21 protein-coding genes and 1 riboswitch are annotated in these 24,477 nt (G+C 48.2%); of the genes, 6 read left to right on the plus strand and 15 right to left on the minus strand.

What is annotated here, in order from left to right; genetic code table 11:
* Positions 1 to 48: 48 nt before the first annotated feature.
* The 7 genes from glmS to TOL_RS00380 form a co-directional block, all read right to left on the minus strand.
* Positions 49 to 1,872: a glutamine--fructose-6-phosphate transaminase (isomerizing) gene (gene glmS / locus TOL_RS00350; RefSeq protein ID WP_015485266.1), complete on the minus strand. Its 1,824-nt coding sequence runs from the start codon at positions 1,870 to 1,872 to the stop codon at positions 49 to 51.
* A 1-nt stretch (position 1,873) separates the two neighbouring features.
* Positions 1,874 to 2,674, minus strand: a complete 801-nt coding sequence (locus TOL_RS00355) for a DeoR/GlpR family DNA-binding transcription regulator (protein ID WP_015485267.1) — start codon at positions 2,672 to 2,674, stop codon at positions 1,874 to 1,876.
* A 73-nt stretch (positions 2,675 to 2,747) separates the two neighbouring features.
* The gene (locus tag TOL_RS18035) at positions 2,748 to 4,397 is read right to left on the minus strand and encodes a GGDEF domain-containing protein (protein WP_015485268.1); all 1,650 of its coding nucleotides are present in this window, start codon (positions 4,395 to 4,397) and stop codon (positions 2,748 to 2,750) included.
* A gap of 84 nt (positions 4,398 to 4,481) precedes the next feature.
* On the minus strand, positions 4,482 to 5,270 hold the full coding sequence (locus TOL_RS00365) for an endonuclease/exonuclease/phosphatase family protein (protein ID WP_041588345.1): 789 nt from the start codon (positions 5,268 to 5,270) through the stop codon (positions 4,482 to 4,484).
* 2 nt (positions 5,271 to 5,272) lie between these two features.
* Complete coding sequence (locus TOL_RS00370; protein WP_015485270.1) at positions 5,273 to 5,905, minus strand: thiol:disulfide interchange protein DsbA/DsbL; 633 nt, start codon at positions 5,903 to 5,905, stop codon at positions 5,273 to 5,275.
* A 182-nt stretch (positions 5,906 to 6,087) separates the two neighbouring features.
* A complete protein-coding gene (locus TOL_RS00375; protein ID WP_015485271.1) occupies positions 6,088 to 6,690 on the minus strand; it encodes a c-type cytochrome in 603 nt (200 codons plus the stop codon).
* A 58-nt stretch (positions 6,691 to 6,748) separates the two neighbouring features.
* Positions 6,749 to 7,051 carry a c-type cytochrome gene (locus TOL_RS00380; protein ID WP_015485272.1) on the minus strand — a complete coding sequence of 101 codons (303 nt, stop codon included), beginning with the start codon at positions 7,049 to 7,051 and terminating at the stop codon, positions 6,749 to 6,751.
* Between the two features lie 144 nt (positions 7,052 to 7,195).
* Here TOL_RS00380 and yihA point away from each other — a divergent pair, with 144 nt between their 5' ends.
* Positions 7,196 to 7,873 (plus strand): ribosome biogenesis GTP-binding protein YihA/YsxC, encoded by a 678-nt coding sequence (yihA, locus tag TOL_RS00385; RefSeq protein ID WP_025264446.1) that lies wholly within the window; start codon positions 7,196 to 7,198, stop codon positions 7,871 to 7,873.
* A 63-nt stretch (positions 7,874 to 7,936) separates the two neighbouring features.
* On the opposite strand, the gene TOL_RS00390 is transcribed toward yihA, so the two are convergent.
* Positions 7,937 to 9,793, minus strand: coding sequence for a hypothetical protein (locus TOL_RS00390; protein WP_015485274.1), 1,857 nt, complete (start codon positions 9,791 to 9,793; stop codon positions 7,937 to 7,939).
* Between the two features lie 1,083 nt (positions 9,794 to 10,876).
* On the opposite strand from TOL_RS00390, the gene TOL_RS00400 reads away from it, so the two are divergent.
* Positions 10,877 to 12,436 carry a GMC oxidoreductase gene (locus TOL_RS00400; RefSeq protein WP_015485276.1) on the plus strand — a complete coding sequence of 520 codons (1,560 nt, stop codon included), beginning with the start codon at positions 10,877 to 10,879 and terminating at the stop codon, positions 12,434 to 12,436.
* A 33-nt stretch (positions 12,437 to 12,469) separates the two neighbouring features.
* On the opposite strand, the gene polA is transcribed toward TOL_RS00400, so the two are convergent.
* Entirely contained in the window at positions 12,470 to 15,262 is a 2,793-nt protein-coding gene (polA, locus tag TOL_RS00405; RefSeq protein ID WP_015485277.1) for a DNA polymerase I, read from the minus strand.
* 152 nt (positions 15,263 to 15,414) lie between these two features.
* Here polA and TOL_RS00410 point away from each other — a divergent pair, with 152 nt between their 5' ends.
* From TOL_RS00410 to TOL_RS00420, 3 genes are read left to right on the plus strand one after another with little or no spacing between them, the layout of a single operon-like run.
* Positions 15,415 to 15,699, plus strand: coding sequence for a DUF2782 domain-containing protein (locus TOL_RS00410; protein ID WP_015485278.1), 285 nt, complete (start codon positions 15,415 to 15,417; stop codon positions 15,697 to 15,699).
* A gap of 6 nt (positions 15,700 to 15,705) precedes the next feature.
* The gene (locus tag TOL_RS00415) at positions 15,706 to 16,659 is read left to right on the plus strand and encodes a homoserine kinase (RefSeq protein WP_015485279.1); all 954 of its coding nucleotides are present in this window, start codon (positions 15,706 to 15,708) and stop codon (positions 16,657 to 16,659) included.
* Positions 16,660 to 16,717: 58 nt separating this feature from the next.
* Positions 16,718 to 17,836 (plus strand): zinc-binding metallopeptidase family protein, encoded by a 1,119-nt coding sequence (locus TOL_RS00420; RefSeq protein WP_015485280.1) that lies wholly within the window; start codon positions 16,718 to 16,720, stop codon positions 17,834 to 17,836.
* A gap of 3 nt (positions 17,837 to 17,839) precedes the next feature.
* On the opposite strand, the gene TOL_RS00425 is transcribed toward TOL_RS00420, so the two are convergent.
* The 6 genes from TOL_RS00425 to TOL_RS00450 all read right to left on the minus strand — a co-directional run bounded on the left by TOL_RS00425 (position 17,840) and on the right by TOL_RS00450 (position 23,162).
* Complete coding sequence (locus TOL_RS00425) at positions 17,840 to 18,316, minus strand: hypothetical protein (RefSeq protein ID WP_015485281.1); 477 nt, start codon at positions 18,314 to 18,316, stop codon at positions 17,840 to 17,842.
* 189 nt (positions 18,317 to 18,505) lie between these two features.
* Positions 18,506 to 18,880 (minus strand): J domain-containing protein, encoded by a 375-nt coding sequence (locus TOL_RS18040; protein ID WP_015485282.1) that lies wholly within the window; start codon positions 18,878 to 18,880, stop codon positions 18,506 to 18,508.
* Positions 18,881 to 19,069: 189 nt separating this feature from the next.
* The gene (locus tag TOL_RS00435; protein WP_015485283.1) at positions 19,070 to 19,927 is read right to left on the minus strand and encodes a choline/ethanolamine kinase family protein; all 858 of its coding nucleotides are present in this window, start codon (positions 19,925 to 19,927) and stop codon (positions 19,070 to 19,072) included.
* A complete protein-coding gene (pnuC, locus tag TOL_RS00440; RefSeq protein WP_015485284.1) occupies positions 19,927 to 20,568 on the minus strand; it encodes a nicotinamide riboside transporter PnuC in 642 nt (213 codons plus the stop codon). Before pnuC ends, TOL_RS00435 begins: the two co-directional genes overlap by 1 nt.
* A gap of 170 nt (positions 20,569 to 20,738) precedes the next feature.
* Positions 20,739 to 21,008: a hypothetical protein gene (locus tag TOL_RS00445; protein WP_223248694.1), complete on the minus strand. Its 270-nt coding sequence runs from the start codon at positions 21,006 to 21,008 to the stop codon at positions 20,739 to 20,741.
* 66 nt (positions 21,009 to 21,074) lie between these two features.
* Positions 21,075 to 23,162: a TonB-dependent receptor gene (locus tag TOL_RS00450; RefSeq protein ID WP_015485286.1), complete on the minus strand. Its 2,088-nt coding sequence runs from the start codon at positions 23,160 to 23,162 to the stop codon at positions 21,075 to 21,077.
* Between the two features lie 106 nt (positions 23,163 to 23,268).
* Positions 23,269 to 23,380: riboswitch (TPP riboswitch) on the minus strand.
* Between the two features lie 154 nt (positions 23,381 to 23,534).
* Between TOL_RS00450 and htpX the strand changes: the two genes are divergently transcribed.
* Positions 23,535 to 24,422 (plus strand): protease HtpX, encoded by an 888-nt coding sequence (gene htpX, locus TOL_RS00455; protein WP_041588347.1) that lies wholly within the window; start codon positions 23,535 to 23,537, stop codon positions 24,420 to 24,422.
* The last annotated feature ends 55 nt before the right edge of the window (positions 24,423 to 24,477 follow it).

Below are 24,477 nucleotides of genomic sequence, written 5' to 3' on the forward strand. Positions count from 1 at the left end.
GCGTCTTCATTTAATGTGTTAACAATTGCTCAGGAATCTGAGGTGGAGTTACTCCACCGTCACACTCTTGGCCAAATTACGCGGCTGGTCTACATCCGTCCCTTTGATCACGGCTACGTGGTAGCTAAGCAACTGCAGCGGCAGGGTGTAAACAATCGGCGCGATGATGGCGTCGCAATGCGGTACTTCCATGACCTTCATATTGCGTTCTGGGCGAATATAAGCGGCTTCATCTGCGAATACGAAGAGCTCACCGCCACGGGCGCGCACTTCTTCAATATTCGATTTTAACTTTTCGACCAAGTCGTTATGCGGTGCCACGACAACAATCGGCATTTCGGCGTCGATCAAAGCCAGTGGCCCATGTTTTAACTCACCGGCGGCGTAGGCTTCAGCATGTATGTAGCTGATTTCTTTTAGCTTTAGCGCGCCTTCCATCGCAATCGGATATTGATCGCCACGGCCTAAGAAGAGGGCGTGGTTTTTCTCGGCGAAGTGTTCTGCCAGTTGTTCGATTGCTGGGTCCATGGTGAGGGCTTTTTCGATTAAACCCGGCAGTAAGGTCAGCGCATTGGCGACGTTCTGTTCAGCGGCAGCTGTTAAGCCGCGGCCACGACCTAGTGCGACGGTTAACAGTAGCAGGGCAACGAGTTGAGTGGTGAAGGCTTTGGTTGAGGCAACACCAATTTCGGTACCCGCACGAGTCAGTAGCGCCATATCGGATTCGCGTACTAGTGAAGAACCCGGTACGTTGCAGATGGTGAGCGAACGAGTAAAACCGAGTTCTTTGGCTAAGCGCAGGGCGGCAAGGGTGTCAGCCGTTTCGCCACTTTGTGAAATCGTTACTAACAGGCTATTTGGGCGTACAACTGACTTGCGATAACGAAATTCTGAGGCGATTTCGATATTGCAGGCAATGCCGGCCAGTTCTTCAATCCAGTAACGGGCCGTCATACCGGCGTGATAGCTAGTGCCGCAGGCAATGATTTGCACTTGGTCGATATCGCTTAAATCACCGAGTGCTTCCAGATTGAGTTTCCCGCCCACTAAGCGACCTTCGAGGGTATTGGTAATAGCGGTTGGCTGCTCGTAGATTTCCTTCAGCATGTAGTGGCGGAATTCGCCTTTGTCACCGGCGTCGTGCTCAACCGTCGTTTCGGAGGCTGTGCGTTCTGTTGGTTCATTACCGGCGTCGAAGATACGCACGTCCGAACGGGTAATTTCTGCGACGTCGCCTTCTTCGAGGTAAGCAAATTTGCGTGTTACGGGGAGTAAGGCTAATAAGTCGGAGGCAACAAAGTTTTCACCAATGCCATAGCCAATCACGAGTGGGCTACCTGAGCGCGCTACGATCATGCGCTCTGGATCATTGCGGTCGATGACGACCATGCCGTAAGCGCCTTCAAGCAAGGTGCGTGCTGCCATCACCGCTGCCAGCAAACGATTGTCACCGCTGGCATCGCGCAATTCGCGTTCAACGAGGTGAGCGATGACTTCAGTATCGGTTTGTGAGCTAAATACATAGCCTTGGCTTTGCAGCTCGCGACGCAGGTGTTCGTGATTTTCGATAATGCCATTGTGTACTACAGCAATGTCACCAGAGACATGTGGGTGAGCGTTGACTTCGGAAGGTTCGCCATGAGTTGCCCAGCGCGTATGCGCAATACCAGTGCCACCAGGAACGGGTTCGGCATCAATGGCCTCTGCCAGCGATTGAACTTTGCCCATGCGGCGCACGCGCACTAGCGCTTGGGCTGGGTTGATTACTGCGACACCGGCGGAGTCATATCCGCGATACTCTAGGCGACGTAGGCCTTCCAATAGGATTTGAACCACATCGCGTTGGGCGACTGCTCCGACGATTCCACACATATTATTGTTCTCCGGTTTTATTCTGGGTTGCAGAGATGTCGGCAATAATGACCTCGACACCGTGCTGCTCAATTTGAGTTTTGGCGCTTGTGCTTAAGCGCTTATCTGTGACCAAAACGTCAATCTGACGCCATGGAATTTCTAAATTTGGAATACGGCGGCCTACCTTGTCGGCCTCGGCCATTACGATAATCTGCTTTGCTGATTCGGCCATCACCCGGCTTAAACCGAGTAATTCGTTAAAGGTGCTGGTTCCTCGCTCTAAATCAATGCCATCGCAGCCAATAAAAAGCTGGTCGAAGTCGTATGAGCGTAATACTTGTTCGGCAATTTGCCCTTGGAAAGAGTGCGTTTGGGCATCCCAAGTTCCGCCTGTCATTAACAAGGTCGGCGCTGAGGTTAACGCCAGTACGGCATTGGCGGTGCGCATCGAGTTGGTCATGACGACCAGCTGGCTATAGCGACTGAGATGAGGAATCAGAGTCGTCGTTGTGCTGCCAAAATCGATAAGGATACGAGTGTCATCACGGATCAGGCGAGAAGCGGCAGCTCCTATTGCTATCTTTCGATTCGAAACTTCAGTGTCGGTTCCATCGTTTGTTGTATCGGCAGCAAAAGATGGAACTGCCCCTCCGTATCGTCGCACTAGCTTTCCCGCTTCTTCTAATGCGGTAAGGTCTTTGCGAATGGTAACTTCAGAGGTATTCAGCAGGTGTGATAGCTCGTCGACCTGAACGCGGCCACATTCGGCCAAGCGTTGTAAAATTTGCTCACGGCGAGCAAGGGTGGGTCGACGAGTCATTAATAAGGTTTCGTTTCGAAATTTAGCTGAGCAAAATAATCAAAACGAAACTAAATGGCAAGTGTTGTCTTCACTAACCGCGCTGACATTGGTTGCGGCCTTCTGCTTTTGCTTTGTAGAGTGCCTTGTCGGCACGCTCAAATACCGTTTCAACGGCTTCAAGCGTACGAAATTCACTGATGCCAAACGACATAGTGATGACGACGCGTTCACTGCGAAAGTTGAATGGGCAAGCTTCTATTTTGCTGCGCAGTTTTTCCGCGACGCCCATCGCTTCTTCGGCGCTGGTTTCGGGCAGTAAGATGACAAACTCTTCACCGCCGTAGCGGGCAATGAAATCCATAGTGCGTAGATTTTTCCGCAAAGTGGAGGCGATGAGTTGCAATACTTTGTCGCCGGCTAGATGGCCATAACCATCATTGATGCGTTTAAAGTGATCGACGTCGGCAATAATAATAGATAGTGCACCGCCGCCCCGAGAGCGGCGCGACAATTCTTCGTCTAGGCGCACTTGGTAAGCGCCACGATTGGGTAAGCCGGTGAGGTGATCTTGGGTTGCGCGTGCTTTTTGGTCTTCAATGATCTGACGCGCTTGTGAGGCTTCGCTCTCCATTTCATTGAGGCGAGCCTGCATTATTTGTAACTGCTCGGCCAAACGTTGCTCGCGCGCGACTTCGCATTCTTGGTAATGCTCCATTGCCTGAACGATAAGGGTAAGGTGGTCTCGAACACTTGACCCCAATTCCCCTAAATCGCCGAGCCCGTTAACGACTGATCGTATATCTGCAATTTGTTCGCGCACCATACTTTCTAAATCGTGACGAGCTTTTTCGCGGTCGCTTTGGCCTGTGTTGGCGTCCGATACCATCAACTGGATGGCTTGTAGGCGTTGATCGAGACTTTGTAAGAAGCGCTCAAATTCTTCTTGGCCGCTACCAAGGCAGTCGAGTAAAAATTGTGATGTATCTTCTAACAGAGGAACGAGTTCATACCAATTGAGGCCTCCATTAAGGCGCTCTTGCAAGGTAGTTACTCGAGTTTCGAGACGCTCTGGAATAACAAGGCGAGATAGTAAATTGCCTAAGGTGTCTGCAACTTCTGCGGCAATATGCGAAAACCCCGGCTCTTGCTGAGGTGTGCTACTGTCTTCTTCTGCAATTTCTTCAGCAGGTTCCGGCTGTTCTGTCTTTTCTTGCGGTTTTAACCAGCGCTGCCACCATGCGGATGATTTAGCGTTTTCATCGTAACCTTCAAGAGTGGCTACGGCGGCAAGAATATCGCTCCATGCTTTTAGCTGGGTAATGTATCCAGCCCAAGTACCAAGGTCTTTGGCGGTAGACTTGCGCACTTCGCGGATCTTTTTTAGCAGTTCTTTGGGCAGTGGGCACTGTAAAAGTTTATCGGCGACCGCACTTAATTCATCTGCTAGTAACCCAGCTTGGGTTTCATTTTGGGTTTCAAAGCGGCGCACGACTTTTTCTAACTCATCCATGCTGCGACTTACACCTAAGCTGCCGCCTTTCATGGCCTCTCTTAGATTGCCGAGCGCAGAGTCGACATTTCCGGCTTGCCCTTCTGCGAGCAGCGACACCATTAACAAACCGCGGCGTAATTGATCGCTACGGTCGTCTGACGAAGCTTTAAGTTTTTCGTGTTCGTCGAGTAAGTTTAAGTACTTATCCCGCCAACGGCGCGCAGCATCCGCTTCCGATCCAGCAGCCATTTAATGCCCCTAAAAAATAAAGTGTATTATTGATGCAAGTATAGATAAGAATTAATGAAGTGCTGGACGACAAGGGCAGGAAAGTTAAATAGTGAAGGTGATTTCTGCGGCTACCGGGAGATGATCAGAAAGCGGATGATCTATAACCGCGATGCGGCCTAGCTCTAGGTTGTTGCTGATTAAAATATGATCAATGGCGCGATTGGGACGCCAGCTGGGGTAGGTCGATAAATGTGGCGCAATCGGGTGTAAGCTCAACGTTTGCAGGGCACTGTGTTGCAGTAGCCACTCAGCTTCTTGATTGAGATCCCCCATAATGACCAAATGCTTGGCATCACTAACGGCGTCTACTAAATAAGCGATTTGATTTTGTTGTGTACGACGATCCAAGGCGAGATGGGTGACGGCTATGACGAGTTCGTGATCGCCGGAGCCAAAACGAAAAACCATAACGCCACGACCCGGTAAAACACCCGGTAACGTGTGTTTCTCTACATGTTTGGCGGCCATGCGACTGAGTAAGCCATTGGCGTGCTGGGCTAGCTGTCCTAAATTTCTATTAACTTGATGATACCAATGAGGGAAATTAGCCTGCTGCGCGATGTATTCTACTTGGTTTTCTTTAGCGCTGCGCCAGCTACCGCCATCAGCTTCTTGTAAGGCAACAATATCGAAGTGGCTAACCAGATCGGCGATGGCATCTAGGGCTAGATGTCGAGCTTTAAAAGGAAGAAGGTGCTGCCAACTGCGGAGCAAATAATGGTGGTAGGCACGGGTTTGAATACCGACCTGCATATTGAAAGTCAGTAGTCGCAAGCTTCCCGCAGCCTTTGGGGCTGCGACAAACTCACGGAGTGTAACGCGCTCAGTCAACCTTATAGGCCGTTGCGCTCTTTGTTGATCAAGTAATCTGCGACTTCAAGCATCTCTTTTTGACCGCCGGCAGAGGTAGCATCAACAACGTATTTGCCGTTAATGACCAAGGCAGGAACACCATTAATCTGGAAAGAACGTACGCGCTTGTCGCCACGATTCATGCGGGTTTTAACTGTGAATGACTCATAGGTTTTATCAAAATCTTCGGCGCTTACACCGGCTTTTTCCATCAAGAATGCACGCTGATCTTCACGAGTAACCAAACGTACTTTTTGCAGATGGATAGCATCAAAGATGCTGGTGTGAACTTTTGGCAGTACACCCAGTGCATCGGCGGTGTAGTACAACTGTGCATGAGATACCCAAGTACGGCCAAACATTGCAGGGACACCTTCGAACTGGACGTCAGCGGCCAGTTTGCTTTTCCAAGGCTCAAGGATAGATTCCAAATCGAAGCAATGTGGGCAACCGTACCAGAAGGCTTCTTCGACATGAATTTTACCATCCTGAACTACAGGCACTGGTTGTTCTAAAACTTTGTATTGCTTGTTGGCTTCATATTCCGCTGAGAAAGCAGAAACGCTCACCAACATAAGGGCGGCTGTAAACCAGTATTTGAACTGAGAAAGCATGAGAGCTCCAATCCGTGTTAGATATGAATTATTGTTCCAGCATTCTTACACAAAAGCGTAAGTGCTGCCCACCGCCGATAGTGCAAAGGACTGTAAAACTGTCCTAACGCAAACTCGGTCGGTTGCTTAGGGTCGGGATATAAAAAAAGGCGGCCTAAGCCACCTTTTTCATCAAGTGCGAATTAACGCAGACCTTGAATGTACGACGATACTGCTTCAATTTCGCTGCTATGCAAACGGTAAGCAATGCTGCGCATTACTTTGCTGTCGCCATCGTTGGTACGAGTGCCTGTGCTGAAGGCATTTAGCTGAGCTTGAACATAAGCATCGTGCTGACCGGCTAAACGCGGGAAACCCGCTAAATCAACACCCTTACCATCAGGGCCGTGACATGCCATGCATGCTGGAACGTCTTTTGCGGCAATACCTGCGCGATAAATGCGCTCGCCCAGTTCAACCAATTCTTCTTTGGCTCCGCCAGTCGTTGGAACTTGGCTGCCAAAGTAAGCGGCAAGATCGGCAACGTCAGTGTCGCTCATACCCGTAACGAAAGGAGCCATGGCCGGAACTACACGACGACCGTCACGAATATCCTTGATCTGCTTAATCAAATAACGCTCGCCCTGACCGGCTAACTTAGGGAAGGTTGGGGCCATGCTGTTACCATCGGCACCATGACAGGCGGCACAGGTTGCGGATTTTGCTTTACCGGCTTCCGCGTCACCCGCATGAGCAACAGACATTAGTCCGGCAGAAACAATCAGGCTAATCAACAGGTTTTTCATCATCAGATCCAGGTTGTAAGTGAATTCGTCTATTACAGCAGTGTAGCCGAAGGGTGAATTAATTTGCCTTCGGAGTCGACATGTAATTGATCAATAATTTGTACTGATCGGCAGTACAGTCCATGCACAATCCACGAGGAGGCATGGCATTTTTACCGTTGGTGACACTGGCAACCAGTGCGTCCATTCCCGTTGCTAAACGCGGTGCCCAAGCAGCCGCATCAAATGCTTTAGGAGCACCAGCAACACCCATTGAGTGGCAAGCACCGCAGGTTTGCTTGTATTTAGCGTCAACATCGAATGCCTGAGCGTTGGCACTCATAGCGGCGACAATTGCCGCCATCACAGCGAGTTTTTTCATGATAGTGAGTCTCTCTCTTGCTTGTTTTGCGTAACCGTTAAAACAGCTTGGCCTCGAACTCATCGCCCTGTGATAGAATGGGACTGTCATCCAAGGCTACGCATTATATAACATTAATTTCCGGACGGTCATTACGTTTACCCCATGATAGAACAGGTTTCATTGACATATACCAATACCTTCTTCGTTAAAAGTGCTGCGAAGTTGAGTCAGTGCCCCACAGATATCCTGCGTGAGGTGGCTTTTGCGGGCCGTTCGAATGCTGGGAAGTCGAGTGCGCTGAATACCCTGACCGAGTTAAAAAAACTTGCTCGAACCAGTAAAACACCGGGTCGAACACAGCTAATTAACTTCTTTCAGGTAGGTGAAGCACCCCTCGCATTGGTCGATTTACCCGGATATGGCTTTGCCAAGGTCCCGGTTGCCGTTAAAAATGAATGGCAAAAAGAACTCGATCATTATCTTAATAACCGCGATTCTTTGGTGGGATTAGTCCTGCTCATGGATATCCGCCACCCGCTGAAAGAGTTTGATAACGCTATGCTCGATTGGGCTGGTGAAACTGGAATGCCCGTGCATATCCTGTTAACCAAAGCCGATAAGCTTAAACGCGGCCCTGCTCAGTCGACTTTGCTTAAAGTAAAGAAAGCCGTTGCTGATTTGGGCGATCTGGTCACAATTCAGACATTTTCATCACTCACAGGTGATGGCATGAAAGAATTAAAGCGACGTTTGAACACTTGGCTGTTACCGCCTCTGTTGGCGGATGACGAGCAAGCAGATGATGACGTGGCTGACGACGATCTCAATACGACTGTGTAATTGCTTATCTTGAACAATAAAAAACCCCGGCTAGCCGGGGTTTTTTATTGGTAGATCAAGGCGTTAGTTCATAATGAAACGCTTGATGAATTCTTGTTGATCACCTTGTTTCGACTTGCGAGTGAAGATTAAGTGACCCGAAGCACCGCTCAATGCTTCTGCCCAAGTGCCATCCCAAATTAAGGGAACTGTTCCCACGATTGGCTTGTAATGGCGAATACCATATCCGTCTTCGTCATAATCGGCTTCTAAGCGCACACCGGGCATATCGTACAAAGGCTCACCAACGATAGGCAGGTCAACTAAGTTTGCTGCGGCAACGCTGCTTTGATTACCAACAATGGTATCGCCTGCGCCGGTTGTGATCATCAGTGGGCGAGCGCTTTTACCTGCTTGAGGATAACGGAAGTAGTCGATGTAGTTAATGGAATCGCCGTAATCCAATGCTTGTTGAATCGAGCTACGTAGTAAAACCGCTTCACTGCCGTTTGATTCGCTTGGTACTAGGTTGACGAACATCGCGTCCCACAAAATAGAGTCGGATAGTATGCTAGTGATGCCAACACCGGTTACGTGATACACCGCACCTTTCAAATCGGGTGAAAGTGCGCCGTATACAGAACCCAGAACACCACCAAGCGATGTGCCTTCCATCATGACATTGGTTGCATCGATATCGGCAACGCCATCAGGGCAGTTGCTACACCATTTTGACCAGCTTGATTTACCAACAACGTCGATATTCGCCAGGCTAGTTTGCAACGCACGATGAGCGGAAGCAAAGTCGATGGCATTTTGTTGAATCATGCCGATGGTTTTAGCTAACTGGTCTGTTGTCGCAATGCTTAATACATAGCCACCATCAGCCTCCGCACGATCACCGTGATTCGGGAAACCAACCGAGTAAGTGGCAATACCAATATCCGCATTCATGTCGGTCACCGTACTATCTGTTTCTTTTGTTGCACCTAAACCATGAGCATAAAGGGCTACGGGCACAGGACCTTGGCGAGAAGCCTTCGGTAGAGTCAGGCGGAATTCTATCCACTGTTCAGTCGGTTCTTTGTCGAAATCAACAACCCCAGTACCGTCGTTGGTACGGTAGTTGTAGATTAAAACTTCACCGTCAACGCGTGCAGCGATATTGGAATTGATGTAGTTGTAGGTGGTTTTGAGATTGCGAACCGGGTGCTCCATATCCCAAACGTTATCCACTAAGGTCTGCATTGGTTGCACAACTTCAGCACGATCACGCACAGTAAAACGCGTAGCGTTACGTACGTTTAGTGAGTTGATGCCCAATGATGTTAACAAGCTAGTTAGCTTATAAGTGTACGAGCGCTGTTCGCTTGTGCCGCTTAAAAGTTTGGAGACGATACCGGGTTCTAAATACTCTAAATCGAGTTTATCGGTAACGACGACTAAGATTTCGTGGCCATATCCCCAGCGAACTTGTGGGAATACTTCGATGACATGGGTTTTTTCTGTCACTTTATCCGACTGAGCGTAATCGCTTACCTTAGTGCGAATCGCTACTTGTTCGCCTGTCGTTAAGTCGAATGCCATTACTGCTGTACCGCCATCGTATGGCAAAGTCGCAGCATCCGGGGCGCTGGTAAATTCGAACATCACCGGTGTGGCAGCAGAAAAACCACTAAAATCGTTAAAAATTCCTTCCGGCGTAAATCCATCATCCACCGGCAATTGGGCAATCACTTCGTCTCTTACTACGCCGTTTGGCACCGATAGGCGTTTGCCCGTCGGTGAATTGCTATCATCAAGGCTCCAGTAATTCGATGGAAATGGCAGGCCGCAAGTGCCGACCGAGGTTGGATTGCAGTTTACATCTGCCTGAGAAGTGATAGCACTAGCGAGCAGTGCGGGCGCAAGCATCAAGCGCAATGAGCGTGTGATAGACATAGTGGAACCTGTTTTTTTTATTGTAGGGTGCAACAGTGCCTTAGGAACCCTTATTGAATCTAGTGATAGATAAGGAATAACTGAATACTGGCCCGATTAAATACGTTCTGCGGGACGAAACACGCCATTTTGAGCCGACTAATAAGATTATTCTGTGAGTCATTACTCAAGTTAAAAGATCCGTGATGAACGCATCTTATTATCAACGTGAGATTTGGCGGGCTCTATAGGCCATTTGGCCCTTTAGGAATAAATGTTAACTATCGTTAATCAATAATCAATACAAAATTTAAACGGAAAATAACAGGCGAGGTTGCTGAGTGGGTCTATAGTGAAGTTGTTCCCTTTGATTGTGAGCCTAGGATTGGCTCTCCCGTCATAGGTAGTTCTTTTTCTTCGGTACTTCCCCAACGATCCGAAGTTGACCCAGTCGTTTGCCCCCAATGGCGACTGGGTCTTTTTTTGCGTATTTGTTGAACAATAAGTCGTTTGCCCACTCTCAAGGGCGACTGGGTCTTTTTTTGCGTATCGTTTGCCCACTCTCAAGGGCTACTGGGTCTTTTTTGCGTATCGTTTGCCCACTCTCAAGGGCTACTGGGTCTTTTTTGCGTATCGTTTGCCCACCCTCAAAGGCGACGGGGTCTTTTTGTCGAACAATAAGTCGTTTGCCCACTCTCCAGAGCGACTGGGTCTTTTTTTGCATATTTGTCGAACAATAAGTCGTTTGCCCACTCTCCATAGCGACTGGGTCTTTTTTTGTTGAACAATAAGTCGTTTGCCCACCCTCAAGGGCGACGGGGTCTTTTTGTCGAACAATAAGTCGTTTGCCCACTTTCAAGGGCGACTGGGTCTTTTTTTGTTGAACAATAAGTCGTTTGCCCGCTCTCCAGAGCGACTGGGTCTTTTTTTGTCGAACAATAGGTCGTTTGCCCACTTTCAAGGGCGACTGGGTCTTTTTGTCGAACAATAAGTCGTTTGCTCTCTTCCCTTTCTGTTGCTTTTCGCGCCGATGTTTCTGTCCACCTTGACCCTTTGATTCGAGAGGCTACACACTCGGGGGCTATGTTTTAGGACGTTATAATAATGAAAAAAATCAATCGTCGTAATTTTCTTAAAAGTTCGGCTGCTGCTGGGGTGGTCGCTAGCGCTGCAACGGCGTCGCCAATGGCGCAAGCTGGTTGGTTACGCAAAACAACTCGTTCAACGACTCGTGCTCTGATTATTGGATCTGGTTTCGGTGGTTCTGTAGCAACTTTACGTTTGGCTGAGGCTGGTGTTGAAACCATGCTCATCGAACGCGGTAAGCACTGGAAGTATGAAGGTGAAGACAGCTATCCGACCGTGGATGGCGACATAATGAAACTGAAGGTTGATGACCGAGTACTGTGGTCGGAGCCTAGCTCTTTGATCCCAGGTTCTGTCGGTATGATTCAGTACTACTTCGATAAATCCATCGCCGTTGGCTGTGGTGCCTGTCTCGGTGGCGGCTCGGTGGTGTATGGCGGTGTGTTATTGCAGCCAAAGCGTGAAATTTTTGAGCAGGCGTTGCCGTTTTTGTCGTACACCGATATGGATGAAATTTATTACCCGCGCGTACTTGCTCGTATTAGTGGTGGTCCGATTCCGGACGATGTTCTCAACCATCCGAACTACACGTCAAAACGTGAATTTATAAAAAGCGCTGAGGATGCTGGCTTAGAAGTTGTGCGCAGTCACGTAAGCTTTGATTGGGATGTGATTCGTGAAGAGCTAAATGGTACTCGTACGCCGTTTGCCTCCGTTGGTGAGTACGTATTTGGCTGTAACAGTGGCGCTAAAAATACCTTAGATCGAAACTACTTAGCCGATGCGGAAGCAACGGGTAATGTCACCATCAAAACCTTGCATAATGTGACTAATATCGTGCAGCAGCCGGGCAGTAACGGCTACGAGATTCATTGTGAAGTATTAAACGAAGAAGGCCGTATTACTGGCAAGCACATCATTGAGTGTGAGTATTTATTCATGGGTGCTGGCTCGTTGAACACCACGCGGCTGTTGTTGAAAGCTCAAGCTTTGGGTGAAATTGCCGGCCTTAAGAATAACGATGGCATTGGCGCTGAATGGGGTACGAATGGTGATGAACTTATGGGGCGTCGAAATATTGATACCTCTACGGCCCCTATCCAAGGTGGCCCGCCATCAATTGCTGCATTCGATTTGGAAAACCCATACAAGTCGACGGGCTTTATGCACTCTCCAACGTCCGCTGTGAAAGAGTTTACTCAGCTACAGATGGGTATGTGTGTGCCGGATAAAAACAGTCGCGTAACCTACAATAAGTACACGGATAAGGTGAGTTTGAACTGGGATCGCGATGCAAATGAAACGTCGCATCAGGCGATATTGCATAGCACAGAGAAAATGATCGCTACCGGTGGCGGCGAGCTGGTGGACATCAGTGCGTTTGGTACTTGGCATCCTCTTGGCGGCGCTGCGATGGGTTCTGCTTGTGATTACTCTGGCCGCGTGTACGGCGTTGAAAATCTATTCGTGATTGACGGCGCTTCAATCCCGGGTGCTGCCGGTGCTGCGAACCCAGCATTGACAGTTGCCGCCAATGCCGAGCGTATGATGGAGCAGATTATTCCTTTACTGGTGTAATTCGCTCAATCTCAAGGGCGCATTGATTATTAATCAGTGCGCCTGTTCCCAGTTATCGCCAATCCCTGCTTCTACTAATAACGGCACCTTTAATGCGGCGGCACACTGCATTTGTGTTTTCAGCTCGGTCGCTAGGGCTTCCGCTTGATCGGCGCGTACTTCCAAAATCAATTCATCGTGCACTTGCAGCAGCATGCGCGCGTCAAAGCCACTGTCGGGCAGCCAATCGGCGACACGAATCATGGCGCGCTTGATGATGTCGGCGGCACTGCCTTGCATAGGGGCATTAATTGCAGTGCGTTCGGCATGTTGGCGTCGTGAAGCGTTACTGGCCTTGATGTCAGGTAAGTACAGGCGGCGGCCATAAATGGTTTCAACATAACCTTGGTCTTTGGCTTGCTCGCGGGTGTTGTCCATGTAGTCTTTTACCCCAGGATAGCGCTGGAAGTAGAGGTTCACATAGTCTTGAGCTTCACCACGGCCAATGCCTAACTGCTTAGCTAAACCGAAGGCAGACATGCCATAAATCAAACCAAAGTTAATGGCTTTGGCGCTGCGACGCTGATTGTCGGTCACTTCTGCTTCATTGACGCCAAATACTTCGGCTGCTGTGGCGCGGTGAACGTCACGCTCTTCTGCAAAAGCGCTAAGGAGGCCTTCATCACCGGACAGATGCGCCATGATGCGCAGTTCGATTTGGCTGTAGTCGGCAGCCACCAGCTTGTAACCGGGTGCGGCGATAAAAGCTTGGCGGATGCGGCGACCTTCTTCTGAACGGATCGGAATGTTCTGCAAATTGGGATCGGTCGACGACAAACGACCGGTGGCAGCAATGGTCTGGTTGTACGATGTATGAATGCGGCCTGTTTTTGCATTCACCATCATCGGCAGTTTGTCGGTGTAAGTATTTTTTAATTTGGCTAAACCACGATGCTCGGTAATGACGCGCGGCAGTTCGTAGTCTTCGGCCAGTTCTGCCAGCACTTCTTCGGCGGTTGATGGTGCGCCTTTGGGCGTTTTCTTTAAGACCGGCAAGCCCTGCTCCTCAAACAAAATCACGCCGAGTTGCTTGGGCGAACCAAGGTTGAAAACCTTACCGGCTAAATTGTGGGCTTCTTGTTCTAACTGTTGCAGGCGTTGCTCTATTTGCTGGCTTTGCTCGTGCAGCATATCGGCATCAATGATGGTGCCGATTTCTTCCATGGCGCACAGCACGGGCATGACGGGCATTTCGATGTCGGTGAATACCTTGGCAAGACTAGGCTGCTGTTGCAGTTTTGCCCACAACACTTGGTGTAAGCGTAGAGTGATATCGGCATCTTCAGCGGCGTAGGGTCCTGCGACATCAATAGTGACTTCATTGAAGCCAATCTGTTTGGCGCCTTTACCTGCGACTTCTTCATAGGTAATGGTTTTATGGCCAAGGTACTTGAGTGAGAGGCTGTCCATATCGTGCTTGGTGCCAACCGAATCCAACACATAGGACTCAAGTTGCGTATCAAACTCAACACCTTGCAATTGGATGCCATAGTTGGCGAGCACATGAGCGTCGTACTTTATGTGTTGGCCGACTTTCTTTTGATTCTTATCTTCTAGTAACGGTTTTAACTGTGCCAATACTGCAGCGCGATCGAGTTGTTGTGGTGCGTCGTCGTAGTCATGGGCGAGTGGCACATATGCCGCTTTGCCGATCTCAACGGCAAAAGAGACGCCGACAATTTCCGCTTCTTTATAGTTAAGCGAGGTGGTTTCGGTATCAAAGGCAAACAGTGAGCTGGCTTTTAGCTGGGCAATCCATGCATCTAAAGCGGCTTGCTCAAGGATGATTTCATATTGGCCTTCAAGCGCGTCTGGCATGACATCGGTAATGACCTCTGCGGCTTCGGTTGGTTTGCCTTTGCTGGCACGGCTCGCCGTACTTTTTGCATTTGTTGTCGTGACATCAAGGTCTGGATCACTGCTGAGTTCGGCGATCCAAGCTTTGAATTCTAAATCACGATACAGGGCGAGCAGATCTTCTTTGTGTTCGTCGCTGTTTTTGAAATCCGGCAGCGCAAATTCGAGTTCAACATCGCACTTAATGGTGGCCAGTTCCTTCGATAGAAAAGCTTGCTCTTTATGTTCTTCCAGCTTCGGCGCTAAGGTTTTCGCACCACGGAAATCAAGGGTCGCGACCTTATCGAGATTGGCGTAGATATCCTCTAAGCTGCCCAAACCCGCGACTAAGCCGACGGCGGTCTTTTCGCCGACTTTGGGTACGCCGGGGATGTTATCGACTTTGTCGCCCATCAGCGCCAGATAGTCGATGATGTGTTCGGGCGGCACGCCGAACTTTGTTTTTACGCCTTCGATATCCATAAAGGTATCGGTCATGGTATTGATCAGGGCGACGTGCTCATTAACCAATTGCGCCATGTCTTTATCGCCGGTGGAGATCACGACATCTTGCTGATGTTGCACCGCTTGGGAAGCCAGCGTACCAATCACGTCGTCGGCTTCAACGCCGTCGATAATCAACAAGGGCAAGCCCATGGCACGGATAATGTCGTGGATGGGCTGGATTTGTTCGCGCAGTTCTTCTGGCATTGGCGGGCGATGTGCTTTGTATTCGCTGTAAATATCGTTGCGGAAGGTTTTGCCTTTGGCATCGAATACCACGATAACCTGTGACTCGGGATAATCCTTATTTAGGCGCTTGATCATACTGATCACGCCTTTAATGGCGTTGGTGTGTACACCTTTGGAGTTGGTTAGCAGGGGGATCGCGTGAAACGCACGAAATAAATACGACGATCCATCTACAAGAATCACGGGGTTTGATGACATGAGCAGGGGTCCTGAGCAAATCGAAAACTGACGCTGAAGTAGGGTTTGGGTACACTAACCGGACATTATTCCAATCTCAATGGTCAAAATCAGAATACGACCATTGCGAGATCAACCAAACTAGATCAACTAAAATAGAGGCGCAGTCTAACATGAAGACATCACAACTTCTGGCCGCATTAATTCTGGCTCCGGCGTTATTGTTAGGCAGCCTAGCGTACGCGGAAGAACCGGTAGGTGAGACGGTCACCATTCGCAATGATGGTGATAATACGTATTACGAATATCGAGTTAACGGACAACTTAGTGAGATTAAAGTCGTGCCTAAGGTTGGCCCTGCTTATTATCTTGTGCCATCGCAACAAGAAAGCGGTGATTTTGTGCGTAAAGACAATCCCGATATGCGCGTTCCTAAATGGGTTATTTTCCGCTGGTAATTTTCTATGGCCGTTTATACAAAGCTCGCAGACGATGTGGTCGCATCGTTTTTAACTCAGTATGCAATCGGCCCCTTAACCGCACTGCAGGGTATTAGTGACGGTATCGAAAACACCAATTATTTATTAAAGACTGTGAGTGACGAATTTGTACTGACCTTGTTCGAGCATCACAATGCAGACGAGGTTGCGAGTTTTGTGCGTCTTGCGCGCCATTTAGGGCAAGCGGGATTAGCGGTGCCCATGCCATTGGATGATATTCAGGGTGTTTGGTTACATGAACTCAGTGGTAAGCCGGCAATCTTGTGTCGACGTTTACCCGGTACGCACACCGACCAATTAACGTCAGAGCATTGCGCTGAAATTGGTCGAGGTTTAGCGCAACTGCATCTTGCTGCTCAAGATCTACCTCAGCGTCGTGTCGATGAACGCGGGTTTGATTGGTGGCTAGCGATTGCGCCAGAGTTAAAGGCTAACTTATCGCCCGCCGACCAAGCGCTTCTTGAGGCTGAGCTACAAGCTCAAAAAGATGGACGAACCTTGTGGTGTCAGCTTCCTCATGGCTGGATTCATGCGGATTTATTTCACGACAATGCTTTGTTTTTAATAAGCGAACAGGGCACCAAGTTAACAGCGATTTTAGACTTGTATAACGCCTGTGATGGTGCCTTGGCTTACGATTTAGCCATCGTTGCGAATGATTGGTGCCGCGAGAAAAATGGCATTTGGGATAAGGCTCGACTAACGTCATTATTGGTAAGTTATGAATCCGTGCGGCCCTTTACGACGGAAGAAAAAATGGCTTGGCCTTTATTGCTGCGCGGCGCGGCCTTGCGGTTTTGGTTGAGTCGTTTATTGGCGCAACGTCTGGCTACTCAGCAGGGGCGAACACTTCCAGCCGATAAAAATCCTGACGAGTATCGACGTAAATTACAGCAGCAACAACAACAACAACAGTAATTGTCGTTATTTCTAGTACTCAAATTCTCAATATATCGATCATATGGATCAATAATAGATGAAACGCTTTGTATGTGATTGTGGCACCACGCAATCTTTATTTTTTGAAAGCAGTCGATGCCTTAGCTGTCAGCGTCTTAGCGGCTACTGTTATAAAGAAAACGCTATGCTGAGCTTTGATGAAACAAAAGAGTCGGGCGTATTTATGGCCCGGGGTAGCCGTTATCAGCAATGCAAAAACTACCGTCATCATCAGGTCTGTAATGGCATGATTCGGCTTGCCAATGAGGTTCAACCTAATGGCGAAGCCTTATGTTTTGCTTGTCACTTTAATAGCAATGTACCCGATTTAGATGTGCCAGAGCATTTGCCGCTTTGGCGTAAATTAGAAACGGCTAAACGCCGGTTATTATTTACTTTGCAGTCGTTAGGTTTACCTATACGAGATCGAGAGCAAGAACCCGAAGCGGGTTTAAGTTTTAGTTTTATGGCAGATAAAACTGCGGGCGATCATTTTAATAGCCCTCTGGCAGATCAAGAGCCGGTATTTACGGGTCATGCTAACGGCAATATAACGATTAATTTAGCCGAAGCGGATGATGTTGCTCGTCATGCTGCACGAGTAGCAATGGGCGAAGGATATCGTACTTTGCTTGGGCATTTTCGTCATGAAATAGGGCATTATTATTGGGATGTATTAATTGCCCGCCACCCCGTGCTATTGGGTGAATATCGTAAAGTGTTTGGTGATGAACGAGAGTCGTACCAAGATGCGCTTGATCGTCATTATAAACGTAGTAATGACGATGATAGCTGGAAGGGCGAATTTATTAGTCGTTATGCCAGTATGCATCCCTGGGAAGACTGGGCTGAAACTTGGGCACATTATCTACATATGCTCGACACCCTAGAAACGGCACAAGCTTACGGTATTGTTACGGAAGTTGAGAATGCTGCAGTCATAGACACAAAAGAAATAACGCTACCGCAAGAAGAGCGGTATTACGGCAAAAATTCGTCGATTGAAGATATTGTTAGTAATTGGATCTATTTTTCTGTGGTTCTGAATGCGCTCAATCGCAGTATGGGCTTGCCAGATGCTTATCCGTTTGTGATCAGTGACGCGATACGTGCAAAGTTAGCCTTTGTGCATCGCACCATTCATAGCGTGGGATAACGATTATTCTGTGTCGGCAACTTGGCGATATTTCGCCACGCCGGCTTCTATTTGTTCTTGGAACGATTCCACTGTAACGGTTGCTAATTGTTTAACTAACCATCGGCAATACATAGTTGTATCAGCGTTTTGAATTTTATCGAGTTTAACTCGGGTTTGCGCTTTCAGGCCTGCGTCTAGCACGGCGAGGGCTGTTTGCGACTCTTGGCGTCGTGGCTTGGCCGCTTCACGTGCGAGCATAGGAGCCATCGCTAAATCGATTTTTTGCTCATAACGAGCGTATTCATCGCGCAGATTGTCGGAAATTTCAGGTGTGTTAGCTATGCAGTGATCAATAATTGGACGCGTCGAATCCTTTTGCGCTTGAGCAATAATTTCAAGGCTCGTTTTAGGAATACGATCTTCGGCCACAGCAAAGCCACTCAAGCTCATGGCGAGCATCAGAGTAGTGATGGTTTTGCTGTGTTTTGGCGCTTTCATATCTGCATCCTGCGATAAGACTTTGTATTAATGATTATTGGCCGGCCTAATTGTTTAGTCGAACAATTAGAATAAGTTCTTAGATCATACAAACAAAATAAGATATGGGGAAATCACAGCGTAAACCTTACCCGCCAGAATGACAGGATTGGCCCGTAAGGACGCTCACCCGGTGGCGTGAAAGGTCTGTCATATATGTTCTTTAATACTCGTGCCTTTGTAGTGCCCTTCTAACACAAGTTCAAAACGACGGTCGTTTGGTGAGCGTCTGCCTGTTGAGCGTCGTTCTTGCGAGGTATTTAACTCTTTGTGTGGTTCGATGGTGCTGACCATAGGCGCATCGTCGCCTTCATTCGGCTGTCCTGCTGGTACGTCTTTTTCCGGTTGATCGAGCAGGAACTGATAAGCACGGCAGATATCTTGAAATAGTAGATGAGCGCTTTCACTGTGTATTTCGTTGCGATCAGGGTGATAGGCCATAGCCAAGCGTTTGAATGCCTTTTTGATGGCTTCTTTATCGGCTCCTTCCGGCAAACCGAGAATCGTATAGTAACGTTTCAGCATAATCACCTGACTCAGTTGTGAAGGGTGGAATTCTGACCGCTTTAGTAAGAGGTTAGGCTTTTATTGTGACTTAAGCTGTGAGGAAGTTCGCTATTTAAGCGTCGCAAATTGCCTATTGGAAGGTAGTGAAAGGCTGTTCAGTCATAAATGGTCGGTGATATTGGTTACACGAAGATACACTTTGGCGACTTATGTATCTTTGTGTAAGTCGAGTTCGTGGAGCTGATGGGTCAGGTCTGCATCACTACTAAGATCCTGAGCACGATACCAAAGTACGGTCAGATAAGTTATCTGCCGCTTGGCAAATGACCATTCAGCTTGCGAGAACGGTGAGTCGGCTATTAGCGCATTTTCTTCATCTGTTGATAAGTGGGCATCTTGAAGTAGTGTTGCTAAATCCCACAACGGATGACCGAGACATGCGTATTCCCAATCGAGTAACACTAACTTGTCGTCAGGTGTGTGTATCCAATTTGGCTTTGTCGGGTCCATGTGGATTAAACAAAGTTCTTCGGATGGCATGCCCGCAAGCGCTTTTTGCAGTTTGGATTTTAATGTGAGTAACTCATGATTACTGGTATTGATTATTTGCCAGTAGCGTATTGCTTTAGCGGTAATATCTAAGGTCTTTAGATGTGAATCGACAGGCAGCTGATGTAATCGCTTTAAGTACTGCGCTAAACGGACAACCATTGCAGGTTTTAGATCAGCCTCGTTCAATGGTGTGCCTTCTACATAAGGCCTCAGCCAATAGTTCGTAGATTCGGGGTTGGAGCGAAAGACCACAGGTGGCGTTAAGCCGGCGGCGGCAACAAGTTTATGGATGCAGTATTCTTGTTCGCGATCAATGTCTAACGCTCGCGAGTTTTTTCCTTCTATACGCAAAACATAATCGCCTTCAGCAAGGCGTAAGCGGTAACAGTGGTTGGTCAGTCCTCCGATGATAGGAGCAACCTGTGCCAACGACGGTCGATAGCGACAAAATGCCCAGTCTTGCCAGTCATTTAAAATCGTTTGTAGTGCCTCGTCGCCGGTGTTTCGGATCATTAGTTTACCGTTGCTAAATTCGAGTCGTCGTTTGTTTGCTGGTTAAATTGTTTGCGCCAAATAAACCAGCCTATAGTGGCTAGCAGTAGGTACAGGGCCATTAACAATGCTGTGAGATACAATTCACGATCAATATATAACACGATAGCCGCGCCATCGATTACTAGCCAATAAAGCCAATTCTCTAGAACTTTGCGCGTCACCATCCAAGTGGTGAGTATTGCGCCCCATGTTGTGAATGAATCTAAATACGGCATGATTGCACTGGTGTTTTCACTCAATAAATAACCGCTACAGAGACTAATCGTAAGGACGGAGCCAATCGCAAGCGCATGTTGGTTCATGGTCCAGCTTTGTATCTTTAGTGATTCATTCTCTGAATGGGCACCTTTATGCCACGCAACCCATCCATAAATCGCCATGGCAAGGTAGTACACATTTAATGCGGATTCCATCAGCAGGCTAACATCAAAAAATAACCAGCTAAATATGGCGGTGCTGCCAAAGGCTGCATACCAACACCACTGGCTTTGTTTCATTGCCAGCAACAAATAGGCGACACCGAGGATAACTGCGATGGTTTCCCAATGGCTCATAGTCTGCGCGTAGTTGAGTGCGCCTGCGATGATGGTGTCGAGCATGTTGGTATCCTTTGGTCGGTTAGAATTCAACGTCGCATAAATACTAAGCTGAATCGGCTAGTTGATGCTCAGCGGGCATCTGCGCCATGGATGGCGCAGCTGAGCATACAGGGATGTACTTGCTGCGTTCCGTGGAGTATCAACTGGCCGGTGTCAGCTAAAAGTAAAAGCTATCCGTGCGGATTCAGCGCTGGATCTAAATTCACCCCAATAAACTTGCAGACAAAAATCGCTTTGCCGAACGTTTCCCAGCTTAATTTCATTTCATCGCGCAAGGTGTTCATCACTAAGTCGTGATCACCGAACACTTGTGTGCTCATAGTATTGGTAACCACGGTTAAACCGTCGATGGCGTTGAGGCGTTCGATAAAGGTTTTGATCGCAGGGATATAATCATCTGCGAGTGGGTATTTACTAATTTCTACCGATATTTCCATCATGTGCTCCTCAATCTTTGCTAAATGTTGGGCATCGCTGCGCTTAGCCCAACTTATGGTTCGCCATTTTTAGAAACGATACGTACCTTCAATGCCGACTAAGCGCGGTTCGCCGTATTGCACGTAGCGATCATTGGCATAACCATTACGCGGATCATTACCAAAACCACCAAAGCCGCGAACTTCGTAATCGCGATTGGTTAGGTTGCGGCCATAAAGGGCGACAGCGTAATTGTTGCTGTCGTAGGCAAGGCGTGCATGCCATAAAACGTAGGCTTTTGATTTCTCGTCATGACTATCCGAGAAGTAAAAAGTGTCTTTTGCTTCGCTCTCAATTCGTAGACTTAAGCCATTTAACAGTTGGGTCGTTAACGAAGTTGCTAGGCTATTTTCTGGTGCATGTGCTTGAGCACGACCATCTTTATTAACTTCGCCATCATCGGTTTGATAGTGGTAGTCAATAAACTCTGTTTTTAAGTAGCCATAGCTGACAGCCCAATTTAATGAGGGAGTGATATTCCAATCGCTTTCGAGTTCGACCCCATAGTTGCGTCCTTCGGCGGCGTTGGCTAAATAATCTTGAAAGGTCAGACTATTGTCATCGTTTTGAATGGCATAAGAGCTTTTAACTTGTTGGTTTTTACGTTGAATATAAAAAGCCGCAATTCGAGTCGTTAACTCGTCATCTAGTAAGCTCGATTTTAAGCCCACTTCCGCTGTGTTGTTGAATTCTGTATCAAATTCTCGATTGTCTTCTGAGATATCGGGGTCAGTATTGATACCGCCGGCTTTGTAACCGCGAGCCAATGAACCGTAGAGCATTTGGCTTGGGCTTAACAAAGTTTCAATAGTGATCTTGCCACCAATTAAACCTTCGGCGGTATTGCCGTTAATACCATTGTTGTCTTGGTAATCGTTCTCCCAATGTTCAAACCGTAGGCCGCTAATAATGCGCGTGCTTACGGATACGTCTGAACTTAACTCGCCATAAAACGCGACCGCTTGGCTTTCCAGCGAACTGGTAAATGGAGCACTTAAATAGGTGTAATTGCGCTTTAGATCTTCATTGCGTTGCATGACATAGATGCCAGCCACCCAATCGCTGCTGTTATTAATAACACGCCCTGTTGGACCAGACAGCAGACGAATATCAGCCGAGGTGCGTTGATAGTTGCGCAGGTACTGGTCGAATGAGCTGTACTCAGAATCAGGAGCAATACCGACGTAAGCCCAGTCTTCGTCGTAACTGTATTCGCTATCGTTCCAACTGCCAGTTAATTCCGCTTGCAGTTGCACGTCATTGTTTAGACGTGAGTCTACGGTTAGCGCGACCGCTTGAGTATCTTGGCTATCACGTCCGGGTTGGTCAGATAAAGTGTTGCGATTTTTATCTAAGCTAAATGCATCGTAGCCATTGTCGATATCAGCATAGAGGTAGGTTAAACCGAGATCGGTATCGTTGTTGAGTTGATAGGCCAATTTACCGCGGGCGATGATTTCATCGAGTTTATTAGTGTCGTCTCGGTTGAGATAGGTATTGTCGAGGTAGCCGTCGGACTGGAAGCCTTGCACAGCCAGTCGGCCTTGCAGGTTATCGGCTAAGCCGCCAGATACCGCACCGCCCAAACCATAACTGTCGTAGTTCCCGGCGCGTGCCTTGATATAGCCTTCTGATTCTTTGCTTGGGTCGTTGCTACGAATATTAATCATGCCAGCGAGGGCGTTAGCACCAAAGCGCGTACCTTGGGGGCCGCGCAGCACTTCCACTTGTTGTACGTCAAACAGAGTAGCGGCAGCACCTAGGCCGGTCATATCGATACCGTCGATCATTAAACCCACAGATGGATTGACTGGATCAACGAATTGACTGCGCTCCCCAATACCGCGAATTTGAAAATAGCGGCCACGGGATGCGCCCGAAGAGAAGTTTACGTTTGGTGCAAAGCTTAATACTTGTTCTAGATGCTCGGCAGAGCGTGCTTCTATTTGCTGGCTGCCGACAACGGTCACGGCTTCTGGAATTTGTTGTACATCGGTTTGGCGGAAATCGGCTTCCACCACGACGGTGTCTAATTGAATATCGTCTGCATAAGTACTCGTTGTGCCAGCAATGGCTAGTATGAGTAGTGATAACTGTGCGTTCTGGCGGGTATTCATTGGGTCTTTCCTTTTAATAAAACAAGGGAGACCCGGCGTCTGCGTAGGGGCGGGCGGTGTCAGTGATTAAACTAAAGCAGCCACGCCAACAAGCGAAGTGTGAGTAAGCAAGCTTACTCCCCATTCCTACGCCGGTACTAACCGGATCAGGTTCTAGGGGTTCGCTAGTGCATCTCAGGCGTTGGAATCAGATTCCGCCACCACCCCCTGGGTTCGTGCCCGCATGATACTGGATTTAGTGCATTAAGAACACGCGCTTTCATCACGTTTTTTTACACTTTAAAAAGCTTGAATCTCGGGATAAAAACCACCATCTAAGCCATCATAGTAAAACTGATTTTTAACTAATGTCGCATGACGGGAGAAGCAACCATGTTGCGTATCGTTTTATTCTTAGCCACTAACTTAGCGGTTGTGTTTGTGGCCAGCATTACTCTCTCGCTGTTAGGTGTGGGGAGTTATCTTAATTCCAGTGGTTCCGGCATGGACTTAGGCAATCTTTTAGCCTTCTGTCTTGTGTTCGGTATGGTTGGCTCCGTTATATCTTTGCTGCTATCTAAGGTAATGGCTAAGTGGGGAATGCGTGTCCAAATCATCGATCAACCCCACAATTCCGGCGAACAGTGGCTGGTTAGTACGGTAAAAGAACTGGCGGATAAGGCCGGTATTGGCATGCCAGAGGTTGGTATTTTTGAATCATCCGCTCCCAATGCGTTTGCTACCGGTTGGAACCGCAACAACGCCTTGGTCGCCGTGTCTACTGGCTTGCTACAGCGTATGGAAAAAGAAGAAGTGAAAGCCGTGTTGGGGCATGAAATTGGTCACGTTGCTAATGGCGATATGATTACACTGGCTTTGATTCAAGGGGTGGTTAACGCCTTTGTGATGTTCTTCGCGCGGATTATCGGTAACTTTGTTGATAAAGCCGTATTTAAGAATGAGAACGGCCCAGGCATCGCCTTCTTTGTAACCACGATCATTGCCGAAATTGTCTTGGGTATACTGGCATCCACCATCGTTGCTTGGTTTAGTCGCCGTCGCGAATTTCGTGCCGATCAAGCCGGTGCTGAACTCGTTAGCCCGCAAGCTATGGCTGCAGCCTTGATGCGCTTGAAAGAAACCTATGAGCAGCCAAGCGAATTGAATGGCGAGCTGGTGGCTTTTGGTATTCGAGGTGAAGGCAAGTTTTCCGCACTGTTCTCAACTCATCCACCACTAGATGCACGTATCAATGCCCTGCGTGAGCGTTATGGTCGCTGATGTTTAGGTAATCAGGTGATACGAATAAAACCCGGCTTAGACCGGGTTTTTTCAT

The organism is Thalassolituus oleivorans MIL-1 (assembly GCF_000355675.1).
Classification (GTDB): Bacteria; Pseudomonadota; Gammaproteobacteria; order Pseudomonadales; family Oceanobacteraceae; genus Thalassolituus; species Thalassolituus oleivorans.

Excerpts from the sequence above, each read along its gene's own strand:
- TOL_RS00425 (WP_015485281.1), bottom strand. The coding sequence starts at position 18,316 with ATGAAAGCGCCAAAACACAGCAAAACCATCACTACTCTGATGCTCGCC.
- TOL_RS00435 (WP_015485283.1), bottom strand. The coding sequence starts at position 19,927 with ATGATCCGAAACACCGGCGACGAGGCACTACAAACGATTTTAAATGAC.
- glmS (WP_015485266.1), bottom strand. The coding sequence starts at position 1,872 with ATGTGTGGAATCGTCGGAGCAGTCGCCCAACGCGATGTGGTTCAAATC.
- TOL_RS00400 (WP_015485276.1), top strand. The coding sequence starts at position 10,877 with ATGAAAAAAATCAATCGTCGTAATTTTCTTAAAAGTTCGGCTGCTGCT.
- TOL_RS00450 (WP_015485286.1), bottom strand. The coding sequence starts at position 23,162 with ATGAATACCCGCCAGAACGCACAGTTATCACTACTCATACTAGCCATT.
- yihA (WP_025264446.1), top strand. The coding sequence starts at position 7,196 with ATGATAGAACAGGTTTCATTGACATATACCAATACCTTCTTCGTTAAA.
- pnuC (WP_015485284.1), bottom strand. The coding sequence starts at position 20,568 with ATGCTCGACACCATCATCGCAGGCGCACTCAACTACGCGCAGACTATG.
- TOL_RS00410 (WP_015485278.1), top strand. The coding sequence starts at position 15,415 with ATGAAGACATCACAACTTCTGGCCGCATTAATTCTGGCTCCGGCGTTA.
- TOL_RS18040 (WP_015485282.1), bottom strand. The coding sequence starts at position 18,880 with ATGCTGAAACGTTACTATACGATTCTCGGTTTGCCGGAAGGAGCCGAT.
- TOL_RS00420 (WP_015485280.1), top strand. The coding sequence starts at position 16,718 with ATGAAACGCTTTGTATGTGATTGTGGCACCACGCAATCTTTATTTTTT.
- TOL_RS00355 (WP_015485267.1), bottom strand. The coding sequence starts at position 2,674 with ATGACTCGTCGACCCACCCTTGCTCGCCGTGAGCAAATTTTACAACGC.
- TOL_RS00380 (WP_015485272.1), bottom strand. The coding sequence starts at position 7,051 with ATGAAAAAACTCGCTGTGATGGCGGCAATTGTCGCCGCTATGAGTGCC.
- TOL_RS18035 (WP_015485268.1), bottom strand. The coding sequence starts at position 4,397 with ATGGCTGCTGGATCGGAAGCGGATGCTGCGCGCCGTTGGCGGGATAAG.
- TOL_RS00415 (WP_015485279.1), top strand. The coding sequence starts at position 15,706 with ATGGCCGTTTATACAAAGCTCGCAGACGATGTGGTCGCATCGTTTTTA.
- TOL_RS00445 (WP_223248694.1), bottom strand. The coding sequence starts at position 21,008 with ATGATGGAAATATCGGTAGAAATTAGTAAATACCCACTCGCAGATGAT.
- htpX (WP_041588347.1), top strand. The coding sequence starts at position 23,535 with ATGTTGCGTATCGTTTTATTCTTAGCCACTAACTTAGCGGTTGTGTTT.
- TOL_RS00375 (WP_015485271.1), bottom strand. The coding sequence starts at position 6,690 with ATGAAAAACCTGTTGATTAGCCTGATTGTTTCTGCCGGACTAATGTCT.
- polA (WP_015485277.1), bottom strand. The coding sequence starts at position 15,262 with ATGTCATCAAACCCCGTGATTCTTGTAGATGGATCGTCGTATTTATTT.
- TOL_RS00370 (WP_015485270.1), bottom strand. The coding sequence starts at position 5,905 with ATGCTTTCTCAGTTCAAATACTGGTTTACAGCCGCCCTTATGTTGGTG.
- TOL_RS00390 (WP_015485274.1), bottom strand. The coding sequence starts at position 9,793 with ATGTCTATCACACGCTCATTGCGCTTGATGCTTGCGCCCGCACTGCTC.